Below are 19455 nucleotides of genomic sequence, written 5' to 3' on the forward strand. Positions count from 1 at the left end.
GCAACAGTTTATCGGATTTTTACCGCGTTTTATATGCCTAGCACTCAACCTAAATCTCAAGTCCCATCGCTTTTAATCGACGACGTAAACCGACTTGCGAAACTTTCAACGCCCACATCATTTTCTCCGTGTCACCGCTATAACGTTCATAGTGCTCGCGGATGGTCGCTTCGCCTAAGTCTTGGGCTGTGTGAATACCATCAAAGCGTTGAATCAACTGATAAACCGAGGCACGAGAAATATTGAGCTCGCGTGCTGTAGCTTGTAGTTCAAAACGGTTGTTTTGTAACGATTCAATGAGCTCATCTTTACTTACGCTATTAGGTTTGCGCGATTTAGTCACTTTCTTGCTGCTGCTTGGGTTAGGCGACTCTTGTTTAGAAGCAAGAATGCTGAGCAACTGCGGGTCTAAATATAAGCGCTCCTTGTCGCGACTATCAATCACAATTTGTCGAGCAACATTACGTAATTGTCTTACGTTACCCGGCCAGTTAAACATCAGCAGTTGCACCATGAGCTCGGTCGGCACTTCCGCATCAAAACTTTTCTTCACGTGAACGCGTGCCCACTGTTCACTGACAAAGTGAATAAATAGCAAACCGATATCTTCGCGCCGCTCGACCAAACTAGGTACAAACAGTTGATACGCCGATAACAGATTGTTTAATCGCCAAAGCAGCGAACTTTTATTCTCAGGACAGTTGTCATAAGTGCTTGTCAGCATAAAGCGACATTTTAATGCCACTGGGTTTGAGTCATTCATTGCGAGCACTTTCTGTGCTTTAAACGCTTTGAATACTAACTCATGGACTTTCTCCGAAGCATCCTCAAGATCTTCTAATAAGATAGTGCCGTGCCCCGCTTGCTCGAGCCATCCTTTTCGTCGCTGTCCATTTCGCACAACGCCAAACAACTCTTCTTCCGCTACAGCGTCATGAATGGCCGCAACGTTAACGGAAATAAAAGGCTCGTCGGCTTGGTCACTGTAATCATGAATACTGCGTGCAATATGCTCTTTACCAACACCCGCTGCACCGCGGATCATGACAGGCAAATTAAGGCGAGCGATATTCTTAGCCTTCTCTCTAACGGCGGCGATATCTGGACTAATACCTAAAATGAGGTTGTCATCGGGAACCAGCATGTGTTGCAGAGGTAAAAATTTAAGCAGCAGAACGACCTTTTGACTCAACGTAAGAATGACACCCTCGTGCATATCGTCAGACGTTAGCAAATACTCTTGCTGCAACGAGCGACCCGGAATCGTTACCTCGGTGCTAGTGCTATGGGCACGAACCCGGTAAAGATCGTCTGAGTCCTTTTGAATAATCAATGGCGAGCGACTAATGTGCGGATCAGCCAATGGCTTTCCAGCATAACCATTTTTAGAAAACTCGGGCCGATTGCGACTCACATAGCCTCGACCGTCTCGGTCCAAGTCTAACAGAGGCGCCACCTCACCAACACGATTTGCGTTAGGATGGAGCGCAATCACTAACATTGGCACAACAGATTGCTGCTTGTCCAAAGAGTCATGCGCATGCTGTGTTTTAATATCGGCTATATCCATAATTTGCTAGTCCTTAAGCATTATCGTCGTCTCTTGCAGCATAATACTGTGCTGCCTTAAAAACTGCTACATTTCTAATCAAATCTATGGCACTGTTGGATTTATTTTGTGTCCGAAAGCGCCTCGATCAAAATGTCCTCAATTGACTTACTATTTTACCTAACTGACTTAGCTGGTGTCGCTGTATTTGCGGTAGCAGGTACATTACTTGCGTTCCGTAAAAAAATGGACGGATTTGGTGTCATTATTCTCGCTTCTGCAACAGCCATCGGTGGTGGTACGACGCGCGACCTGATCTTAGGCTTACCAGTATTCTGGACGCACGATCCGACTTATATTTATGTCATCGTTGCCGTTGCGTTGCTAACTATCGTGTGGTTGAGGTTCAAATCTTACATCCCTATCAACACCCTGTTAGTCGCTGACGCCTTTGGCCTCGCTTTTTTCGCCACCATGGGTGCTCAAAAAACCTTGGCAGCGGGCTTTACGCCCTTCATCGCGGTGATCATGGGAACAGTATCAGCATGCTTTGGCGGTATGTTGCGTGACGTATTAGCGCGCGATGTTCCGATGGTTTTGAAAAGTGAGCTCTATGCAACGACTTGTATCATCGGCGCAACGATTTATACAGTTTTAGTGCCTTACTTTCCCGTTACGGCATTGGCCGCAAGCATGTTAGCCACGCTCGTTGTAAGACTCGGGGCTATCCGATACCAATGGTCATTACCTGTATTTAAAGAACACGAGCATCATTAGTCATGCTATCTATCGGCTGGATTATCGCGATTGCAGTCGCTTATCTTTGTCTGCTGTTTTTCATCGCCTACCGAGGCGATAACCTAAGTCGTAAACGAGTTAAACCCTATCGATATGCGTTGGCTCAAGGTGTCCATTGTACCTCATGGGCGTTTTTTGGCACGGTCACCCAGTCGGCAATTTATGGTTGGTCTTTTGCCCCCACCTATGTTGGCGCTATTCTGGTGTTCCTCGTTTTTCACCGTGTTCAACTCCGCTTGCTAAGCTATTGCAAGCAGCAAAACATCACGTCAATTGCCGACTTAGTAGGTAGTCACTTTGGTCGCTCGTCAATGTTATCAGGCTTCATTGCCATCACCGCATTGGTTGCCGTTGTTCCGTATATTTCACTCCAACTTCGTGCCGTCACTGCGAGCGTGACCACCTTAACGGGCGTAGCAACAGGCTCTAATACATTCTTTGATTTAGCACTACTTGTCACACTCGCGATGGTTAGTTTTGCGTTTTTGTTCGGTACTCGTCGCTTGTCTTTAGCGGAGCAGCATAACGGGTTGATGGACGTAGTGGCGTTTGAATCTATCGTTAAGTTGGTTGCTTTTATGATAGTGGGCGCATTTGTCTGCTGGTCGCTATTCGATGGCATGGTGGATTTGATCGAACAAAGTATAGCCATGCCTTCAGTCAAAACCATTCTTGAAGGCCGTCCCGATGGGATCTATATTTTTATTGTGCATGCCTGTCTTGGCGCGTTATCGATGTTCTGTCTTCCCCGTCAATTTCACGTTAGTTATATCGAGTGTAATCACCCTGACGAACTCAAAGTCGCACGCTGGGCGTTTCCACTTTATCTATTTGCTATCAACTTTTTTATTCTACCCATTGCGCTAGCTGGGCTAGTGCTAGCACCAGAATATGCTCACACCGACATGTTTATGTTGGCTTTGCCGATCATTACAGAGCGACCCGATATTAGTATTGTCGCTTTTATTGGAGGTCTTTCTGCTTCAACAAGTATGGTGCTCATAGCCTTATTAGCCCTTAGTATCATGATGTCTAACGATGTGGTCATTCCAAGCTGGCTGCATCTATTCAAACACCCGAGTCGAAGACTATCTCCTCGTCTAGTCCTGAACATTCGCCGTGCCACTATCATCGTAGTCATGTTGTTGGCTTATGGTTATTATCAGCTCACCTTAGAATCGCTGCCGCTCGTCAACTCCGGGCTTATTGCATTGGCTTTGCTTGCTCAGCTGGCACCCGGTATTCTAGCCACCGTGCTATGGTCCCGCGCCAGCGGTTTGGGTGTGAGTGCCGGCATTCTTGTCGGTTGGCTCGTCTGGGCTTGGCAACTACTGATGCCCGCCCTAAACACCCAGCAGCCGATGCTGGATACCGAACTTGCAGACGGTGTGGTATTGAGCTTAACACTGAACTTTTCAGTGTTTTGGTTCTTTTCCATGCTACGACCACAAATCCCAAACATCACAGCCCCAACCGTAAAAGATAGCATTGAGTCGAGTAGCCTAACCTGGGCGCGGCTCTATACGGTTTTATCAACGTTCTACACTGACGCTCAATTACGTATCATTCAGCGTCGCCTGGATATCGACTTATTCTCACAAGATAACCACGCCATCGTACCCACGGATGTCATGGTGCGTGTCGAACGAGAACTGTCTGCGGTGATAGGCACATCGGCTAGCCGGCTATTATTAGAGTCGGTATCTGAACAACACGCCCTTTCAGTAGATCGTATGGTGGACTGGGCCGCCGAAGCCTCAAAACTCTATCGGTTTAACCGCGAGCTGTTGCAAGCTTCGGTGGAGAATATTCCTCAAGGTATTAGTGTAATCGACCAAAAGCTTCGCTTGGTCGCGTGGAACCAACGCTATGCTGATATATTTGATTACCCGACCGGGATGCTAGAAACCGGTATCCCTGTCGAAAAGTTGCTTCGCTTTAATGCCCAACGCGGTATGTTGAGTTCGCAGGAAACAGACATCGAAAAGGAAATTCAAAAACGTTTAGACTACCTCAGATCAGGCAGCGCTTATTCCTACCAACGTCAGCAGGGTGACAGAATTATTGAATTACATGGCAACCCAATGCCTGGCGGTGGTTTTGTTACCACTTACAGCGATATTACAGAAAAAGTGGCGGCGCAAAACCAATTGCGTCAAATCAACGAAGAGCTTGAGCAACGCGTAGCAGACCGCACAGAGCAATTATTAATCGCCAAACAAGCAGAAGAGCATGCACACCGCAGTAAATCACGTTTTTTTGCTGCGGTCAGTCACGACTTAATGCAACCGTTTAACGCAGCCAGCCTTTTCACCGATATGTTGGTTGCCAAATCATCAGCCAGCCAGCGTCCTATTGCCGATCACTTAAAGCAGTCCTTGGAACAAGCCGAAGAACTACTCACCATGCTGTTGGATATGACAAAGCTGGATAGCGGTCACCTCAAGCCAGAGTACCAAACCTTTGAGCTCAGCTCGGTACTCAATCCTTTAGTCGAGCGCTACCGTTTTATGGCACAAGACAAACAGCTAGCGTTTCACTTCATTACGAGCCGCATTCGCGTGCGTAGCGATCGCCGACTGTTAACTCGTGTCTTCCAAAACCTGTTATCAAACGCGTTGCGCTACACTCAAACAGGACGTATCACAGTGGGTTGCAAACGCGCAGGTAGCCAAGTCACAGTATGGATTATCGACACCGGCCCCGGTATTCCCGAGCACAAGCAAAGAGAGATTTTCCAGGAATTTCATCAGTTGCATAGTGAGAGTGATAATCCAGGTTTGGGTCTGGGATTATCCATTGTTGAACGTATTTGCCGCTTGATGAACCTGCCGCTAACGCTGCGTTCGGGAGTTGGCAAAGGCACCGCTTTTGGGGTTACTTTCAATGCGCTTGCGGCGCTGCCTCCGCAATCTAATCCAGATATCGGCGAAGAGACCGATAACGTCGAACCATTACTCAGTGGTTTTCATGTTTTAGTGGTCGACAACGATCCTCAGGTGCTGTTTGCCACCAGTGAATTACTAAAAGGTTGGGGAGCCGAAGTCACCACGGCTGAAGGCATGAGGGACCTGACGTCGTTAGCAGAATGCGACTTAATTTTTGCTGACTATCACTTAAACCACGGGCAGACGGGGGTTGAAGTCATCGAAATGCTTCGAACACAGTGGAACAATGATACTCCAGCCATTATTAATTCCGCTGATCCCACAGAGTCAGTGCGTCAAGCAGCGATGTCCGTTGAAGCCTACTTTATCCCGAAACCGCTCAAAGTAGGTGCGTTAAAACGCTTACTCAAGCGAATCCGAGGCGGATAGCATCTGCCTGAATAGAATTCCAGCTTGGGTTCGGTTGACACAATGGAGTTTCCTTAAAATCGCAGAGACATGCTGCTTGATGGTGGTTTCTTGCACCCCAAGATCAAATGCGATTTGTTTATTCAGGCGCCCATCAGCAATCGCTTTTAAAACTTTCAGTTGTTGTGGAGTTAAGCTTTCTAAGCTACGAGCAAAATTCACCACGTCTTGATCGGTCTCGGTCAAGTCTACCAGTCCTTCGGGTAGCCAATTGTCACCCGCTAGCACAGTTTCCACTGCCGCGGCCCACTCTGGTAGTGGCACCGATTTAGGTATATAAGCACTGGCTCCTAGAGCCATCGCCTGACGAATAATATTGGCATTTTCATTGGCGGATACAATAACCACAAGCACATCAGGAAACTGACTTCGCAATAACGTTAAGCTCGTGAGCCCTTCGTTACCCGGCATCGATAGATCAAGAAAAACCAGTTCAAGTTGTGGGTTTTGCTTTAACTGCGACTCAAGCTGAGTAAAAGTTGACGCCTCTAACACGTCAGATTCAAGTGTTTCACCCAATGCCTGTTTAATCGCCGCGCGAAAGATGGGATGGTCGTCTGCGATGATGGCGCGTGCCATGGAGCTAAATACCGTATTAAGCATTTGTTGATGCCACCATGCTAACCAGTTTTAAGGGAATATACCAGTGCGAGCATAACTCGCACTGGTCACTGTGGGTCCATAAATAATTAAAAACGATAGCCTACTGTCAGTGATACTGTGCGAGGATCACCGTAATACCCAGTGACGATGTTTTCACCGAAGGTAGAGCCAAAGTTATAGCCCGCTAGACGATATTCTTCGTCGAAGACATTTTTGGCATGTAAGCCAACATTCCACTGACCACTGGTTGAGTACCAAACCAAGCTGGTATTAACCAAGCTATAGGCTTCTTCATCCAATGGTGAAGGGACCTCAAAAATCTGTGTATCATCTCGATACGAGACCGAGGTCGACCACACCAATGAGCCGCTATCGAGGATAAATTCTTTATTGAAACCCAAGTTCGCAGTCAGTTTAGGCGTATTGGCGAATGACCAAGTGTCCGACACATCTTCAACTTGCCCCGTTTGCGGATTGAAGAAAGCAACCTCATCAAACTCGGCATCGATATAGCCCAACGAGCCAGTAAAGTTTAGCGTTTCCGTAGCGGCCAAAGTTGCTTCCAGTTCAAAGCCCTGTACTGTCGAGTCTGCAGCATTGAGCACTTGTGATGCCACGCCGCCGGTCTCCACGGCACGCTGAACGGTCACCTGCATATCTTGGTAATCGGAATAGAATACTGCGCCGTTCAAGCGTAAACGACTGTCGAACCACTCGCTCTTAACACCGAATTCATAGGTGTCTACGATTTCAGGGTCATACGGATTGGCAGCATCAGGGTTAAGACTCACGTCTGCCCGCATATCAACACCACCGGATTTAAAGCCATTACTATAACTGGCATACCACATCATCTCGGGGGTCATTTGATAGCTAACACTCGCGTGTGGTGAGAACTTACTCCAATCCTCTTTGGTGTTAAAGTCCGAGTTAATCACAATAGGGTCCGCTGAATAATCGCCCCTATCGAGGAACTTAACCCCAGCATACGTATAGCGGTATACGTCCGCATCTTTCTCGTCACGCGTGTAGCGCCCACCGACTGTTACCGACCATTGGTCATCTAATTTGTAGCTTGCTTGGCCAAAAATCGCCTCGCTCGTCGTATCGACACAGCCACCATTATCAATCGTCAAGTTCAATAAGCCTAACACCGTGCCAAAAACGCCACAGGCTGTGCCATCATAAAAATATAAACCACCGATAAAGTTTAAGCGGTCATCCGAATAGGTTAGCTGAAACTCTTGTGTCGTTTGGTCATCATCATAGTAAGCAGGTACTAACAGTACAGGGTTAACCGTTGAGTCAAAATCGATGTTGGTATCGGTACTACCTTCACGATAAGCGGTGATCGACTTGAAGCCCCACTGCGCGTTGACATCCCAATCAACAGTCAACGAGTAGCCTTCGGTTTCAACCGAGTTATCGGTAGGCATCGCTGTATAGGAGTCGAATACGTCGTCGAGATAGGGTTCATCACTTAATAGTGATGGTAATAGTCGGTGTCCTCCACGTGCATTAGAATCGTCTTGAGTCCAATCCGCGGCAAATTTAACATCAACATCTTTGCTCGCCAGCCAGCGTGCATTGAACCGTCCTGTCATCAACTCTTTATTATAGTTATCCGCCCCCGTGTTAACGAACTCACCGTAACCATCGCGATTCAATGTTGCGAATGCACCACCAATATAGAAGTTGTTACTGAGTGCCGTTTGGCCTGCTACTTTTAAGTCGGTTTGGTTGTAAGTGCCGATGGTGCCCTTAACTTCAAACTCGTTATAGCCCGTTAAGTCGCGAGTGACATACTTCATCGCACCACCAATGGTGTTCTTACCGTACAGCGTGCCTTGTGGTCCTCTTAACACCTCAACACGTTGTACATCAAGCACTTCAAGTACAGCCCCCTGTGGACGCGCTACATAGACGTCATCAATGTAGATACCGACGCCGGGTTCAAAGCCCCACAATGGATCTTGTTGTCCAATACCGCGGATATAAGCTGTCAGCGTTGAGTTGGTTCCGCGACTGACCTGAAAGGTCGTATTGGGCATTTTGTACTGTAACTCAGTGATATCTTCGATGCCGTCTCGCTCGAGTTCTTGCTCACCAAAGGCACTGACTGCTACCGGCACTTCTTGCAAACTTTCGTTAGTCCGACGAGCAGTAACTTCAATACGTTCAAGTTTATCGGATGCCTGTTGTTCGTCTTGTTCGGCGTTGTCCTGCGCCCACACCGATGCGCTGCTCAGCGCACCTGTCATCGCTAGCGTTAACAGCGAAAGTTTAAATCCTTTGTTGTTCATGGTGTTTCCCCTGACATTTATTGTCATTGTTATTGCAATTATTGGCTGTGCATCACGCACCAGAATCATGGCTGTTAAATAACCTAGCGCAAAATGTTAAAAAAGTGATCTGTACCATAGTACTATGGGTTAACTCCACGCGTTCACGCACAATAGAGCCATGCAACGACCAGAACATGGCCCGTTATTAACTCGTTGCGAGGTATTTCATGTTAAGTATGATTGGATTAGTGGGCGGTTTACTGCTGCTCATTGTACTCACGTTAAGAGGAATGAACCTCTTTATCAGTGCACCGCTGTGTGCGGTTGTCGTCGCTTTGTGTAGCGGTATCCCGTTATTCACTGGCGATGTCAACTTTGTCGCCGCCTATATGGATGGATTTGCCGGCTTTGTCGCAGCTTGGTTCTTTATGTTCCTACTCGGCTCCATGTTCGGTAAATTCATGGAAGATACCGGCGCAGCAGACAGCGTGGCTAAATGGATTATCGACCGACTGGGTAAAAAACAAGCCGTATTAGCCGTCGTATTAGCGTGCGCTATTTTGACTTACGGTGGTGTGAGCGTGTTTGTGGTCGCTTTTTCAGTCTACCCTATGGCTCTCAGTCTATTTAAAGACGCTAATTTGCCACGTCGCTTTATTCCTGCCGCACTGTCGTTTGGTTCAGTTACCTTTACCATGACCTCGGCGGGTTCACCCGAAATTCAAAACTGGATCCCGATTAAATATTTAGGCACCTCACCCTATGCGGCTTGGGAAGTCAGTTTAGTCGTCGCTGTTTTTATGGCGGTATTCGGCTATTGGTGGCTAACCAAGATTATCAATCGCGCCGTCGCGCGTGGCGAACAGTTTGAAGCACAAGAACACGATCCGATATTGCTTGAGCGCGACTTACCCAATCCTTTGGCAAGTTTAGTACCGCTTCTGGTCGTACTGGGACTCTCGTTTTCATTTCACGAGCAACTCGCTCAAAATGCGCTAATTGTCGCGCTACTCGGTGGCGTAATTGCTATTGCGATTATCAACTATAATTACTTCCACAAGCCTCAGCTGGCGATTTCAGACGCGACAACCGGGGCGCTTGTCGCTATTGGCAATACGGCAGCCGTGGTTGGATTTGGTAGTATCGCTAAAATAACGCCCGCATTTGATACCGCCGTTAATGCCATGACCAGTCTTCCCGGCAACGAGCTGGTCGGTGCTGCCGTTGCTGTCAGTGTGATAGCGGGTCTGACCGGATCAGCTTCTGGAGGACAAGCGATTGCGTTACCAGAGGTAGGCCCGCATTACATGGATGCAGGCGTTAATCCAGAACAACTTCACCGGATTGTATCCATTTCGTCAGGTGCACTCGATTCGTTGCCCCACAATGGTTATGTGGTCACAACTATTCGTGCCATCTGTAAACAAAGTCATAAAGATGCATACCCGGCAGTGGCTGCTGTCACCGTCGCCGTACCGCTGATCGGACTCAGCTTAGCTATCGCACTCTTCATGTTGTTCTAATTGAGAGGCTAAAACGATGTTAACTACAGTACTTCCTGGCAATATGATGCAGCGACCGTTACAAATTATTGATATCTTGCGCTACGCAGCAACCCGTTACCCACATCAAGAAATCGTCACACGTCGTCTCGAAGGCGATCGGCATCGCTATGATTATCAAGCGTGTTATCAACGCACTTGCCAATTAGCACATGGACTCAACCAATTAGGTATTCAGCCAGGGGAACGCGTCGCTAGCCTCGCATGGAATACCTATCGTCATATGGAGTTATACTACGCGGTCAGTGGTATTGGCGCGGTGATGCACACGGTCAACCCGCGCTTATTTGAGGAACAAATCGCTTGGATCTTAAACCATGCCGAGAGCACCTGGGTCTTTGTTGATATATCCTTCTTAGCGATACTTGAGCAAATAGCGCCTGAACTCAAGCATGTAAAAGGGTTTATTGTGATGGTCGATGAAGACCAAATGCCCGACCCTAAGCTCGATAACCTTTATAATTATGAAACGTTGATTGCCTCTAATGCGCCAGCGTATGATTGGCCAGATATAGATGAGCAGAGTGCAGCTCTGTTGTGTTATACATCAGGTACCACGGGGCATCCGAAAGGCGTACTCGCTTCCCATCGCGCTATGGTGCTACATGCACAAGCAACAATGGGGAAGGATATGCTTGCACTTGATGAAGACACTGTCTTAATGCCGATGGTGACCATGTATCACGTCGCTGCATGGGGTGCGCCTTACGCGGCCCCCCTTGCGGGAAGTAAATTAGTGTTCAGTGGCGACGGCACATCAGGCGAAGTGATGAGCGAGCTTATAAGGCAAGAACAAGTCAGCGTCGGCTTGGGTGTGCCGACTATTTGGCTCACTCTGCACAATCATTTATCAGAATCAAAGCAGTCGATATCCACCTTAAAACGTGTTTGTGTCGGTGGCGCGGCCTCTCCGCTAGGGCTCGTTAAAACCTACGATCAAGTTTATAACGTTTACTGGCAGCCGATTTGGGGCATGACAGAAACAGGACCATTGGTGTACTCAGCCCCGCCAACTCGCGACATATTGACGCGTAGCAAGGAAGAACAATATCGGATTCAGACCACTGCGGGTCGTCCGGTATTTGGTTCTGAAGCGCGTATCGTCGATTTAGATAACAACCCTCTCCCCCATGATGGTGAAACACGCGGCGAGTTGCAGGTACGAGGCCATTGGATTGCCAGCCAGTACTTTCGCAACGACGATCTGACAAGCTTCCCCGACGGTTGGTTAGCGACTGGCGATATTGCCGTAATTGATCCAGAGGGCTTTATGAAAGTCGTTGACCGCAAGAAGGATGTCATTAAAAGCGGCGGTGAATGGATAAGCTCGCTTGATATCGAAAATATTGCCAGCCAACACCCCGCAGTGAATGAAGCCTGTGTTATTGGTGTTAAACACCCTAAGTGGGATGAACGCCCATTGCTACTTATCGTGCCTAATGCGGGTAAAACAATTGATGAAACAGAAATCAAAGACTTCTTAACCGGGAGAATCGCACGTTGGTGGATGCCTGACGCTATTCTGTTCGTCGAACAGTTACCGCACACCGGCACGGGTAAACTCCTCAAAACTGACCTTAGAACACAGTATCAAAATTTCTTACTGGAGAACGCATCATGAGTACACTAAAAACTACCAAGCTGAGCCTCGTTGCGCTCTTTGGTTTGTTTATTTCAATCACGCAGGCGCAAGAACCGCTGCTCGTAGAGAAACAAAGCTTTCAAATGGACAACTACACCACGGTGGGAGGAGAAACCATCAAGGATGTCACTGTCGGGTGGGAGGCTTACGGTGAGCTTAATGAAGCCAAAGATAACGTAATTCTTATTACTCACTTCTTTTCTGGCAACAGCCATGCGGCGGGAAAATATACGCCCAATGACCCACAAGCGGGCTACTGGGATGCCATTATTGGCCCAGGCAAAGCAATCGATACCAATAAGTTTTATGTCGTGAGTGTCGACTCCTTAGTTAACGCTTATCCAAATCTACCGAGTGTCATCACCACTGGGCCGGCAAGTATCAACCCGGATACAGGGAAGCCCTACGGTCTTGATTTTCCTGTGGTCACTATTCGCGACTTCGTCAACGTGCAAAAAGCATTGCTTGAGTCAAAGGGAATTAACAAACTCCACGCTGTGGTAGGTGCATCCATGGGCTCACTGCAAGCTATCGAATGGGCATCCGCCTATCCAAACTGGGTCGATCGAATGGTTTCGGTCATCGGCACCGCAAAAATGGATGCGTGGACCATCGCCGGTCTCGAAATGTGGTCACAAGCTATAAAGCTAGACCCGAACTGGCGTGGCGGTGATTATTACGACCATGACGCTCCACTTGATGGCGTCACTATGGCGCAGGCGATGATTACCCATGGCGCTATGCACCCCGAAATCTTCAATCAAAGTGCACCTCAGCAACCGACGTTGCCAACGGATGGACTTAAAACGGTAAACAATCAACTACCAGCGGCAAAGTGGTTATTCGACAGCAGCCGGGCGCGCGCACCACTGGCTGATGCCAACCATATTCTTTATTTAGTAAGGGCTAATCAGCTCTTTATCGCAGGCCACAAAGACACCTTAGAACAGGGGTTAGCTAATGTAACAGCGAAGTCGCTATTCTTGCCATCGAGTAATGACTTATTGCTCATGCCGTACATGGCTGAGCATGCCAATGCGATATTAAACGAGCTGGGTAAAGAATCCGAGTTAGAGTACATCGAGGGGCCGTGGGGCCACCTCAATGGGCTTTTCTCGATTCAATCAAAAGCCGCTAAGTTAGCGCAGTTTTTGAACCAATAACGTTAGGAGCCGCCGAAAAGGCGGCCCTTCAATTTATCTTTTAACGAGTCCTCAATTTTAGACTTAAGCAGCTCCTCAAGTTGTTTATCTAAACTATCAGACTGCCCTTGCCAGTCACCGAGCTGACTCAGAAATGCCTCTTCACCGCCCATTTGCTCGTTCACTTTTGCCATCAAGTCTTGCTTAATCGACTGCAGTTTTTCTGAAGCCTCGCCGAGTGCCGCTTGCGAGAGCATTTGTCCAAGCTGATCGTCTAAATCGGAATTCAACGAAAGACTCGGACTCACGATACTCCCACCCACGTCAGTATTCACATCAAGACGATTAAGTTGGCCCAAGGCGTTAGCAATCGCTTTGGTAATTTTACTGGTCCCTGACGCATCGACTTTTAAATCAAGTAATTTAACCAGTGCTGAACCGTCGAGTTCATTTCCTTTCACCCGCACTGAGCCGTCGCTATCTAGCACCGAAGAAATGAGTGATGCCGCTATCTCACTGTTATTAACTAGGCCGATATTACTCAACTGTGCACCTTTTAACTGCCACTGCTGTTTTGCGTCAATCCCACTTGGCAACAGCGCTAGCTCACCATTCAAGTTAAATGAGCGCCACAGTGATGCATTATCTGCACGGGCTTGGTAAGTCGTAGACTGACCCAATAAGTCATGCTGATAAGTAATATTTTCCCAGTTGACATCCACTTTGGTGCCTGCAATCAGAATCTCCGTGCGTGCCTTTTTGATTAATAATTCGGGCGCTGCATCCTGCTCGGCAAAACTGATGTTCTCGCCCATCCCACGAGCTTTTTCAATGGTTTGACTATCATCTGCCCGTGCAAGCATCGGTGCAATCTGCTCATAGGCGAGTAACACATAATGACTCCATTTCTTGGCTTCCTCACCGAGCAATAAGCCTGTCACATTTTGAATACCCGTCTCATTGAGCTGGAAGAACGATCGAATACGGTCGATATCATTACCCGGCGCCGCTTTCACTTCGCTGAGCTGAGTCTTCACCGTTTCAATGCTTTGCTCGAGTTCTTCTTTAAATTGCGCAACCGCTTCTTTATCTTGTCGAATTTGTTGTTTCAACTCATCGAGTTGCTTTTTACGCTCGGCAATATCACCGAGTCCTTCAACCTTGCCCGATGTCAGTTGTTCTATTTGCTGTTTATATTGTTCAATTTTTTCCTTTTTAGGCAACTGATCGCGAGCTTGCTTAAATTCAGTCTCTTGTTGCTTAACCTTTTGCTTAGCCGTCGCGATCACGTCCTCAGTCTGCAAACCGACTTGCGCGACAATCTCATCGGTCGAAGGCAGTTTAGCCTTAACTGACGACCAACCATCCGAAGCCCAACTTTTGACCTGGTCTTTATTAATAGATACATAGACCTCACCGGGTGACTCACGTTTTTGTGCCAAACGCACGCCGGTTACGTCGAGCTGTTCCATTAATACACGACCAAGAATTAGCTCGCTCAAACTCACATCACCACTGATACGTTCAGCCTGCACACGGTTTAATTCTGGCTGATTAGGGTCAGTAATTTGCACCCCCGTCAACGTCAACCGGACAGGTGACCACTGGTGAGACACCTCCGCTACATTGACCTCAGCACCGTTCAAGCGTCCGAGCGTTTGTTCAAACGTAAATTTCAAAATGGTGTCTAAAAATAGCCAAGACAATAAAACCAGCGTGCCTACCACAACAAAAAACGCGCCGAGCCCAGGCCATCTAATGATACTCTTACTCATATCAACCTCTTAAATCCGAATATACTTGCCACAGCCGGCTTCCCTTGAGAACGCGCACGATTTTTAGCTTATTAAACGTTGCCTGAATCCGCTTGCGGTAATTAATCACGATGTAGTAAGTCGTCCCCCAAACGATGGGACTGACAATGAGGCTGAAAATAAAGCTTCCCATCGTAATCGTGTGATAAAACAGCGAAACACGTCCAATGGCCGTCGCGTAAACAGCTTCATAAATTGCTTGCCAACTGTCGGCTCTGAGTATAGATTCGCCAAAACTGTGAAACATCGGATCGAGTAAATAGGCGAGCCCCGAAAACACAGCGAACGAGACCAAAAACAGTGATAAATTGACTCGGAAAATCAAGGCTGCAAGTAAGATAATTAAGTTATGAACACGCCACAGTGGCGTTAATCCTAGAAACATGCCCAGCACCACCGCAATGGCCAATGAGCGGGCGCTAGTTTCTGAGTTTAGCGCTTTCAATATTCGCGCTAATAACGTAAGCATGGCGACATCCTTTTGAATTATTTTTAACTAATATAGTGTTTGATTCGTGCCTAAAGCAAATAACCTGTTATGTTTTTATAAAAGCTTTTCATTAAAGAGATATACCCACTCATGCAACAACAAGTTCAATTAATTATCAATGATATAAGCGATTGGCAACCGTATTATCCGAGTCAATCATTGCTAACAGCCAATGAGTATCTGCAAACACCGGCTGCGGGCAAAAGTCACATTCTTAACTTATGTGACGATCTAAGTTATCTATCAACAGGCTACTATGTCAGCTTGCTAGCAGAAGCGCGTGGACAGCGCGTGTTGCCATCGGTTAACACCATCAATGATCTAAACAACTTTAATCATTATCAGCTGTTAGCAAACCCAGTCGATAAGGCAGCAAGCAAGTACCTTGCTAAGCAGACTGGCAGTAGTATGCAGCTCGTCGTCTGTTTCGGACAAACATCGGTCGAGCCGTTAAAGCACCTGGCGCGACAACTATTTGATCGGTATCCGTGCCCTATTATTAATATTAACTTCATCAAAGAAAATGATCGCTGGTTAATTCAGTCCCTGAGCGCTGGGCGCCTTGCTGACCTGAATGACGACGAACAAACTTTATTTGGCGAGTCATTGGACTTATTTAATAAACGCGTTTGGCGCAAAGCCCGCGCTAAAAAAGAATACCGCTATGATTTAGCAATTCTTTACAACCCTGAAGAAGCCATACCGACAAGTGATAAAAAAGCACTCAATTTATTTATTAAAGCGGCCAAAGAGTGCGACATTGAAGCGGAACTTATCACAGTGGATGACTACAACCGGTTGCTTGAGTTCGATGCGCTGTTTATTCGCGAGACAACCAAGATCAGCCACTACACCTACCACTTTGCAAAAAAAGCAGAAGCAAACGGTATGGTTGTCATCGACCACCCCGATTCGATCGTGAAATGCGCCAATAAGGTATTTTTAAAGGAACTGCTTGATAAGCATCATGTCGCGACACCTAAAACCGAGTTGCTATTATTGCAGTCTGATATTGATTACAAAGAGCTCGGTGAACAACTTGGCTATCCGGTGGTATTAAAAATTCCAGATGGTTCCTTTTCTATCGGCGTAGAGAAAGTCGAAAATGAGGCTGAATTTAAAGCGGCAGCTGAACGCCTATTTGAGCAGTCGACTATTTTATTAGCCCAAGAGTTTCTGAGAACCGAATACGACTGGCGCATTGGTGTACTCAATAACCGCCCCATATACGCATGCCAGTACTTTATGGCACGCAATCACTGGCAAATCTATAACCATAGTGAATCAAGCCGAGCTAAAAGTGGTTCTTTTGAAACCTATGGCGTTCATCAGGCACCTAAAGAGGTGGTAAAACTCGCATTACAAGCAACCAAACTGATTGGTGATGGGCTTTACGGCGTTGATGTGAAGATGACGCAAAAAGGCCCCGTGATCATTGAAATCAACGACAACCCATCTATCGAGTCCGGTGTTGAAGACAAGTTGCTTGGGTATGAATTGTACCGGTTAATTATGGCTGATTTTGGGCGTCGGTTAGATGAACACTAACTGCAGTTTTACGATTCATCCGTGCCAGCGCAGTGAGATCACTGCGCTTGTCGAGCTCGAGAATCAAGTTTTTGATTACTCTCGTATCAGCCGACGCAACTTTATACGTCTGCTGCAGAGTCCTGCCGCCTCCATCTTGCTTGCCAAAGACAGTGCAGACCAGTTGGCGGGTTATGCGGTCATTTTAACTCGACGCAATAGTCGCTATGCACGTATTTACTCCATTGCTGTCGCGCCCGCGTTTCGCGGTCGAGGCGTAGCTAAGCGATTAGTTAACGAAGTGGTTGAAGCACAACGTCAACAAGGTCGGCATGGATTATCATTAGAGGTGAAGTTGGATAACAAGCAAGCCATCCAACTTTACCAGTCGTTGGGCTTCGAGACCGTTGATATACTGGTCGACTACTACGATGACGGTACGGATGGTTTAAAAATGCGGCTTACTTTTGATCCGGAAAGTCACTAAATACGCCCTGTACACCGGCTTCTTTTAACCAGCCTCTTAATTGCTTGAGCGATTCAACGCCTTGAGGCAGTTGGTCAGCGCGCAATGTATAAACGTGCACTTTAAGCCCTACTTTTTCAGCATTCGCAAGCACATCGGTCCAAACAGGTTGACCGTCTTTAACGTCTTTGAGTACGTGACCTAACCACAGGCCAACGTGATCGACATAGGAAGTTAAAGACTCTAAGCCCGCATAAGTTCTCAGCGCATCGTAATCAATAGGCGTCTCGCCCCAAGCATTGTCAGCGATCAACTGTACCAACGGAAAATCACAATGAAATTCTCGTTTCACTCGCCTAAGCGTTTCGGGATCAAACGACTGAAGGTAGATAGGTGTTGCTTGTTGCTGATCAGAGTAACCGTTTTTGCTCAGCACATTCATCACCACTGCTAGCGGGTCATAATCCTGATCGCGATACCAACGCGCAGCTTTCACCTCAATGTAGACACCTGTGTTCTTATTTCTAACACGGTTGAGTTCCTGAATAAGATTCAGCGACTCAGCTAAAGTTTGAATTTTGAATTCGACCTGATCATTTTGAAACCGCTGAGGATAACGCGCAGCCTCATCGCTGTTTCGGCGTGGCGTGAGTCTTAGCTGCTTTAAGTGATTGAGAGTGAAGTCGACCACATAATAACTGCCATCGGGGCGATGCCGCTCCGGAAAAACTTCGGCGACATTCGTTACCGCATCAAGTTGGGCATCATGCAGGACGACAGCCTTACCGTCGCGGCTCAACTGCACATCTTGCTCTATATAGTCCGCCCCCAAGGCATAAGCCATCACCGTTGCAGCCTGCGAGTGTTCGGGGAGATAACCTGATGCACCTCGGTGGGCAATATCGATAAACTCAGGCAAAGTGATAGGATCAACGGCTAGCTGTTCAGTCACATTGTCTGCTTGCGCTGAAACCGATAACGACCAGAACAACGCTAGCCCAGCAACCACCGACACCCACTTCATGAGTCATCTCCTGACCAATTGACCTCGATAAGACGATCACCTAAATGCTGATAGCGCTCGGTTAACTGTTCAATCGGCTCAGGTTCAATAGTTAAACCCTTTTGCTTGAGATAATCGTCGTTATAGAGTTTACTGGCTGAGCGCTCGCCCAGATCGCAAGCAAACGTCACAATGTTACGTCCTCGTTGACCATTCAACGCGGCTGCATAAGCAGCAGCCAAGTTGAGTGCTGAGCTGCTCCCCAGGACTATCCCATCTTGCTCACGTACGTAGCGTGAAATGCTAATGAGGTCTTGGTCGGGCAAATTGACAGCGTGGTTAATGCGCGCCTGCCTAAAGTTATCCACCAAACGCATAATCCCAATACCTTCTGTCATTGAACTACCGTTTGATACATACTCACCGGTTCGCAAAAACTCAAAGATTCCTGAACCATCAGGATCAGCAAGCCACACGTCAATATCAGGGTTTTGTTCCTTAAAATATCGGCTATTCCCCCCGATGGTACCGCCGGTACCGGCAACCGAGACAAAAGTATCTATATCGCCATTCAGTTGTTGCCAAATTTCTGGCCCAGTGTGCAAATAGTGGGCGCGAGCATTACTGGTATTTTCAAACTGATTAGCCCACCAGCAATCATCACGCTCTTCCGCGATACGGCGTGCCGTGTGATAAAAATGATTAGGGTTTTTAAAGGGTACTGGGTCAACCGTCTTAAGTTCGCCACCGTGTAAAGCAATCATGCGTTCTTTCTCAGGCGACTGATCATTAGGCATAACCGCCAACATGTTCAATCCGAACGACTTAGCCACCAACGCTAAGCCAATCCCCGTATTACCAGCGGTCCCCTCGACGACTGTCATACCTGGCTTAAGTTCGCCGCGTTCCATCGCATCTTCTATTAACTGCTTAGCAGCGCGATCTTTTATCGAACCACCTGGATTCTGGAACTCACATTTTAAGTATATATTACTGCCGCTCAATTCAGACAGTGAGTGCACTCTAAGCAAATCCGTTTGCCCAACTAAATCACTGGTGCGTTGACCTACCAACATTTGTACAGTCCTCTACTTCTCTGTTGCATAGTATGCAGTATCTCCGTTGAGCAAAATTGGTTCAACTCTATTTGCATTGGATTTACTGCACTTTAAAGGTGCACCTGCACCATGCGTATGCCACTAAAACGAGCAACCATTC

General features: G+C 47.3%; 14 protein-coding genes. 7 read left to right on the forward strand and 7 right to left on the reverse strand.

Annotation, left to right across the window (positions count from 1 at the left end; genetic code table 11):
- Positions 1–49: 49 nt before the first annotated feature.
- On the reverse strand, positions 50–1570 hold the full coding sequence (locus BFR57_RS11725) for a sigma 54-interacting transcriptional regulator (RefSeq protein WP_071464169.1): 1521 nt from the start codon (positions 1568–1570) through the stop codon (positions 50–52).
- 141 nt (positions 1571–1711) lie between these two features.
- On the opposite strand from BFR57_RS11725, the gene BFR57_RS11730 reads away from it, so the two are divergent.
- Together BFR57_RS11730 and BFR57_RS11735 are read left to right on the forward strand one after the other, a co-directional pair.
- Entirely contained in the window at positions 1712–2326 is a 615-nt protein-coding gene (locus BFR57_RS11730) for a trimeric intracellular cation channel family protein (RefSeq protein ID WP_083405145.1), read from the forward strand.
- Between the two features lie 2 nt (positions 2327–2328).
- Positions 2329–5664 carry a PAS-domain containing protein gene (locus BFR57_RS11735; RefSeq protein ID WP_071464170.1) on the forward strand — a complete coding sequence of 1112 codons (3336 nt, stop codon included), beginning with the start codon at positions 2329–2331 and terminating at the stop codon, positions 5662–5664.
- Here the strand turns inward: BFR57_RS11735 and BFR57_RS11740 are convergent.
- A complete protein-coding gene (locus BFR57_RS11740; protein WP_071464282.1) occupies positions 5638–6282 on the reverse strand; it encodes a response regulator transcription factor in 645 nt (214 codons plus the stop codon). The two genes, BFR57_RS11735 and BFR57_RS11740, sit on opposite strands and share 27 nt — an antisense overlap.
- A gap of 110 nt (positions 6283–6392) precedes the next feature.
- On the reverse strand, positions 6393–8609 hold the full coding sequence (locus tag BFR57_RS11745) for a TonB-dependent receptor (protein WP_071464171.1): 2217 nt from the start codon (positions 8607–8609) through the stop codon (positions 6393–6395).
- A gap of 209 nt (positions 8610–8818) precedes the next feature.
- Between BFR57_RS11745 and BFR57_RS11750 the strand changes: the two genes are divergently transcribed.
- Genes BFR57_RS11750 through BFR57_RS11760 form a run of 3 tightly spaced genes read left to right on the forward strand, consistent with a single transcriptional unit; the run spans position 8819 to position 12958 of the window.
- On the forward strand, positions 8819–10114 hold the full coding sequence (locus BFR57_RS11750; RefSeq protein ID WP_071464172.1) for a GntP family permease: 1296 nt from the start codon (positions 8819–8821) through the stop codon (positions 10112–10114).
- Positions 10115–10130: 16 nt separating this feature from the next.
- The gene (locus BFR57_RS11755) at positions 10131–11774 is read left to right on the forward strand and encodes a long-chain fatty acid--CoA ligase (protein ID WP_071464173.1); all 1644 of its coding nucleotides are present in this window, start codon (positions 10131–10133) and stop codon (positions 11772–11774) included.
- Positions 11771–12958 (forward strand): homoserine O-acetyltransferase, encoded by a 1188-nt coding sequence (locus BFR57_RS11760; protein WP_071464174.1) that lies wholly within the window; start codon positions 11771–11773, stop codon positions 12956–12958. Before BFR57_RS11755 ends, BFR57_RS11760 begins: the two co-directional genes overlap by 4 nt.
- Positions 12959–12960: 2 nt before the next feature.
- Here BFR57_RS11760 and BFR57_RS11765 read toward each other — a convergent pair whose 3' ends face one another.
- Together BFR57_RS11765 and BFR57_RS11770 are read right to left on the reverse strand one after the other, a co-directional pair.
- Positions 12961–14712: a TIGR03545 family protein gene (locus BFR57_RS11765; protein WP_071464175.1), complete on the reverse strand. Its 1752-nt coding sequence runs from the start codon at positions 14710–14712 to the stop codon at positions 12961–12963.
- A gap of 1 nt (position 14713) precedes the next feature.
- The gene (locus tag BFR57_RS11770) at positions 14714–15220 is read right to left on the reverse strand and encodes a TIGR03546 family protein (protein ID WP_006956386.1); all 507 of its coding nucleotides are present in this window, start codon (positions 15218–15220) and stop codon (positions 14714–14716) included.
- A gap of 111 nt (positions 15221–15331) precedes the next feature.
- On the opposite strand from BFR57_RS11770, the gene BFR57_RS11775 reads away from it, so the two are divergent.
- Together BFR57_RS11775 and BFR57_RS11780 are read left to right on the forward strand one after the other, a co-directional pair.
- Complete coding sequence (locus tag BFR57_RS11775) at positions 15332–16789, forward strand: RimK family protein (protein WP_071464176.1); 1458 nt, start codon at positions 15332–15334, stop codon at positions 16787–16789.
- Positions 16779–17255: an N-acetyltransferase gene (locus tag BFR57_RS11780; RefSeq protein WP_071464177.1), complete on the forward strand. Its 477-nt coding sequence runs from the start codon at positions 16779–16781 to the stop codon at positions 17253–17255. The genes BFR57_RS11775 and BFR57_RS11780 overlap by 11 nt, the downstream gene beginning before the upstream one ends.
- Here BFR57_RS11780 and glpQ read toward each other — a convergent pair.
- Both glpQ and BFR57_RS11790 read right to left on the reverse strand, forming a co-directional pair.
- A complete protein-coding gene (gene glpQ / locus BFR57_RS11785) occupies positions 17230–18258 on the reverse strand; it encodes a glycerophosphodiester phosphodiesterase (RefSeq protein WP_083405133.1) in 1029 nt (342 codons plus the stop codon). The genes BFR57_RS11780 and glpQ overlap by 26 nt on opposite strands.
- Positions 18255–19313: a cysteine synthase A gene (locus BFR57_RS11790; RefSeq protein ID WP_071464178.1), complete on the reverse strand. Its 1059-nt coding sequence runs from the start codon at positions 19311–19313 to the stop codon at positions 18255–18257. Before BFR57_RS11790 ends, glpQ begins: the two co-directional genes overlap by 4 nt.
- Positions 19314–19455: the final 142 nt, after the last annotated feature.

This window comes from Idiomarina sp. MD25a, from assembly GCF_001870515.1.
Taxonomy (GTDB): domain Bacteria; phylum Pseudomonadota; class Gammaproteobacteria; order Enterobacterales; family Alteromonadaceae; genus Idiomarina.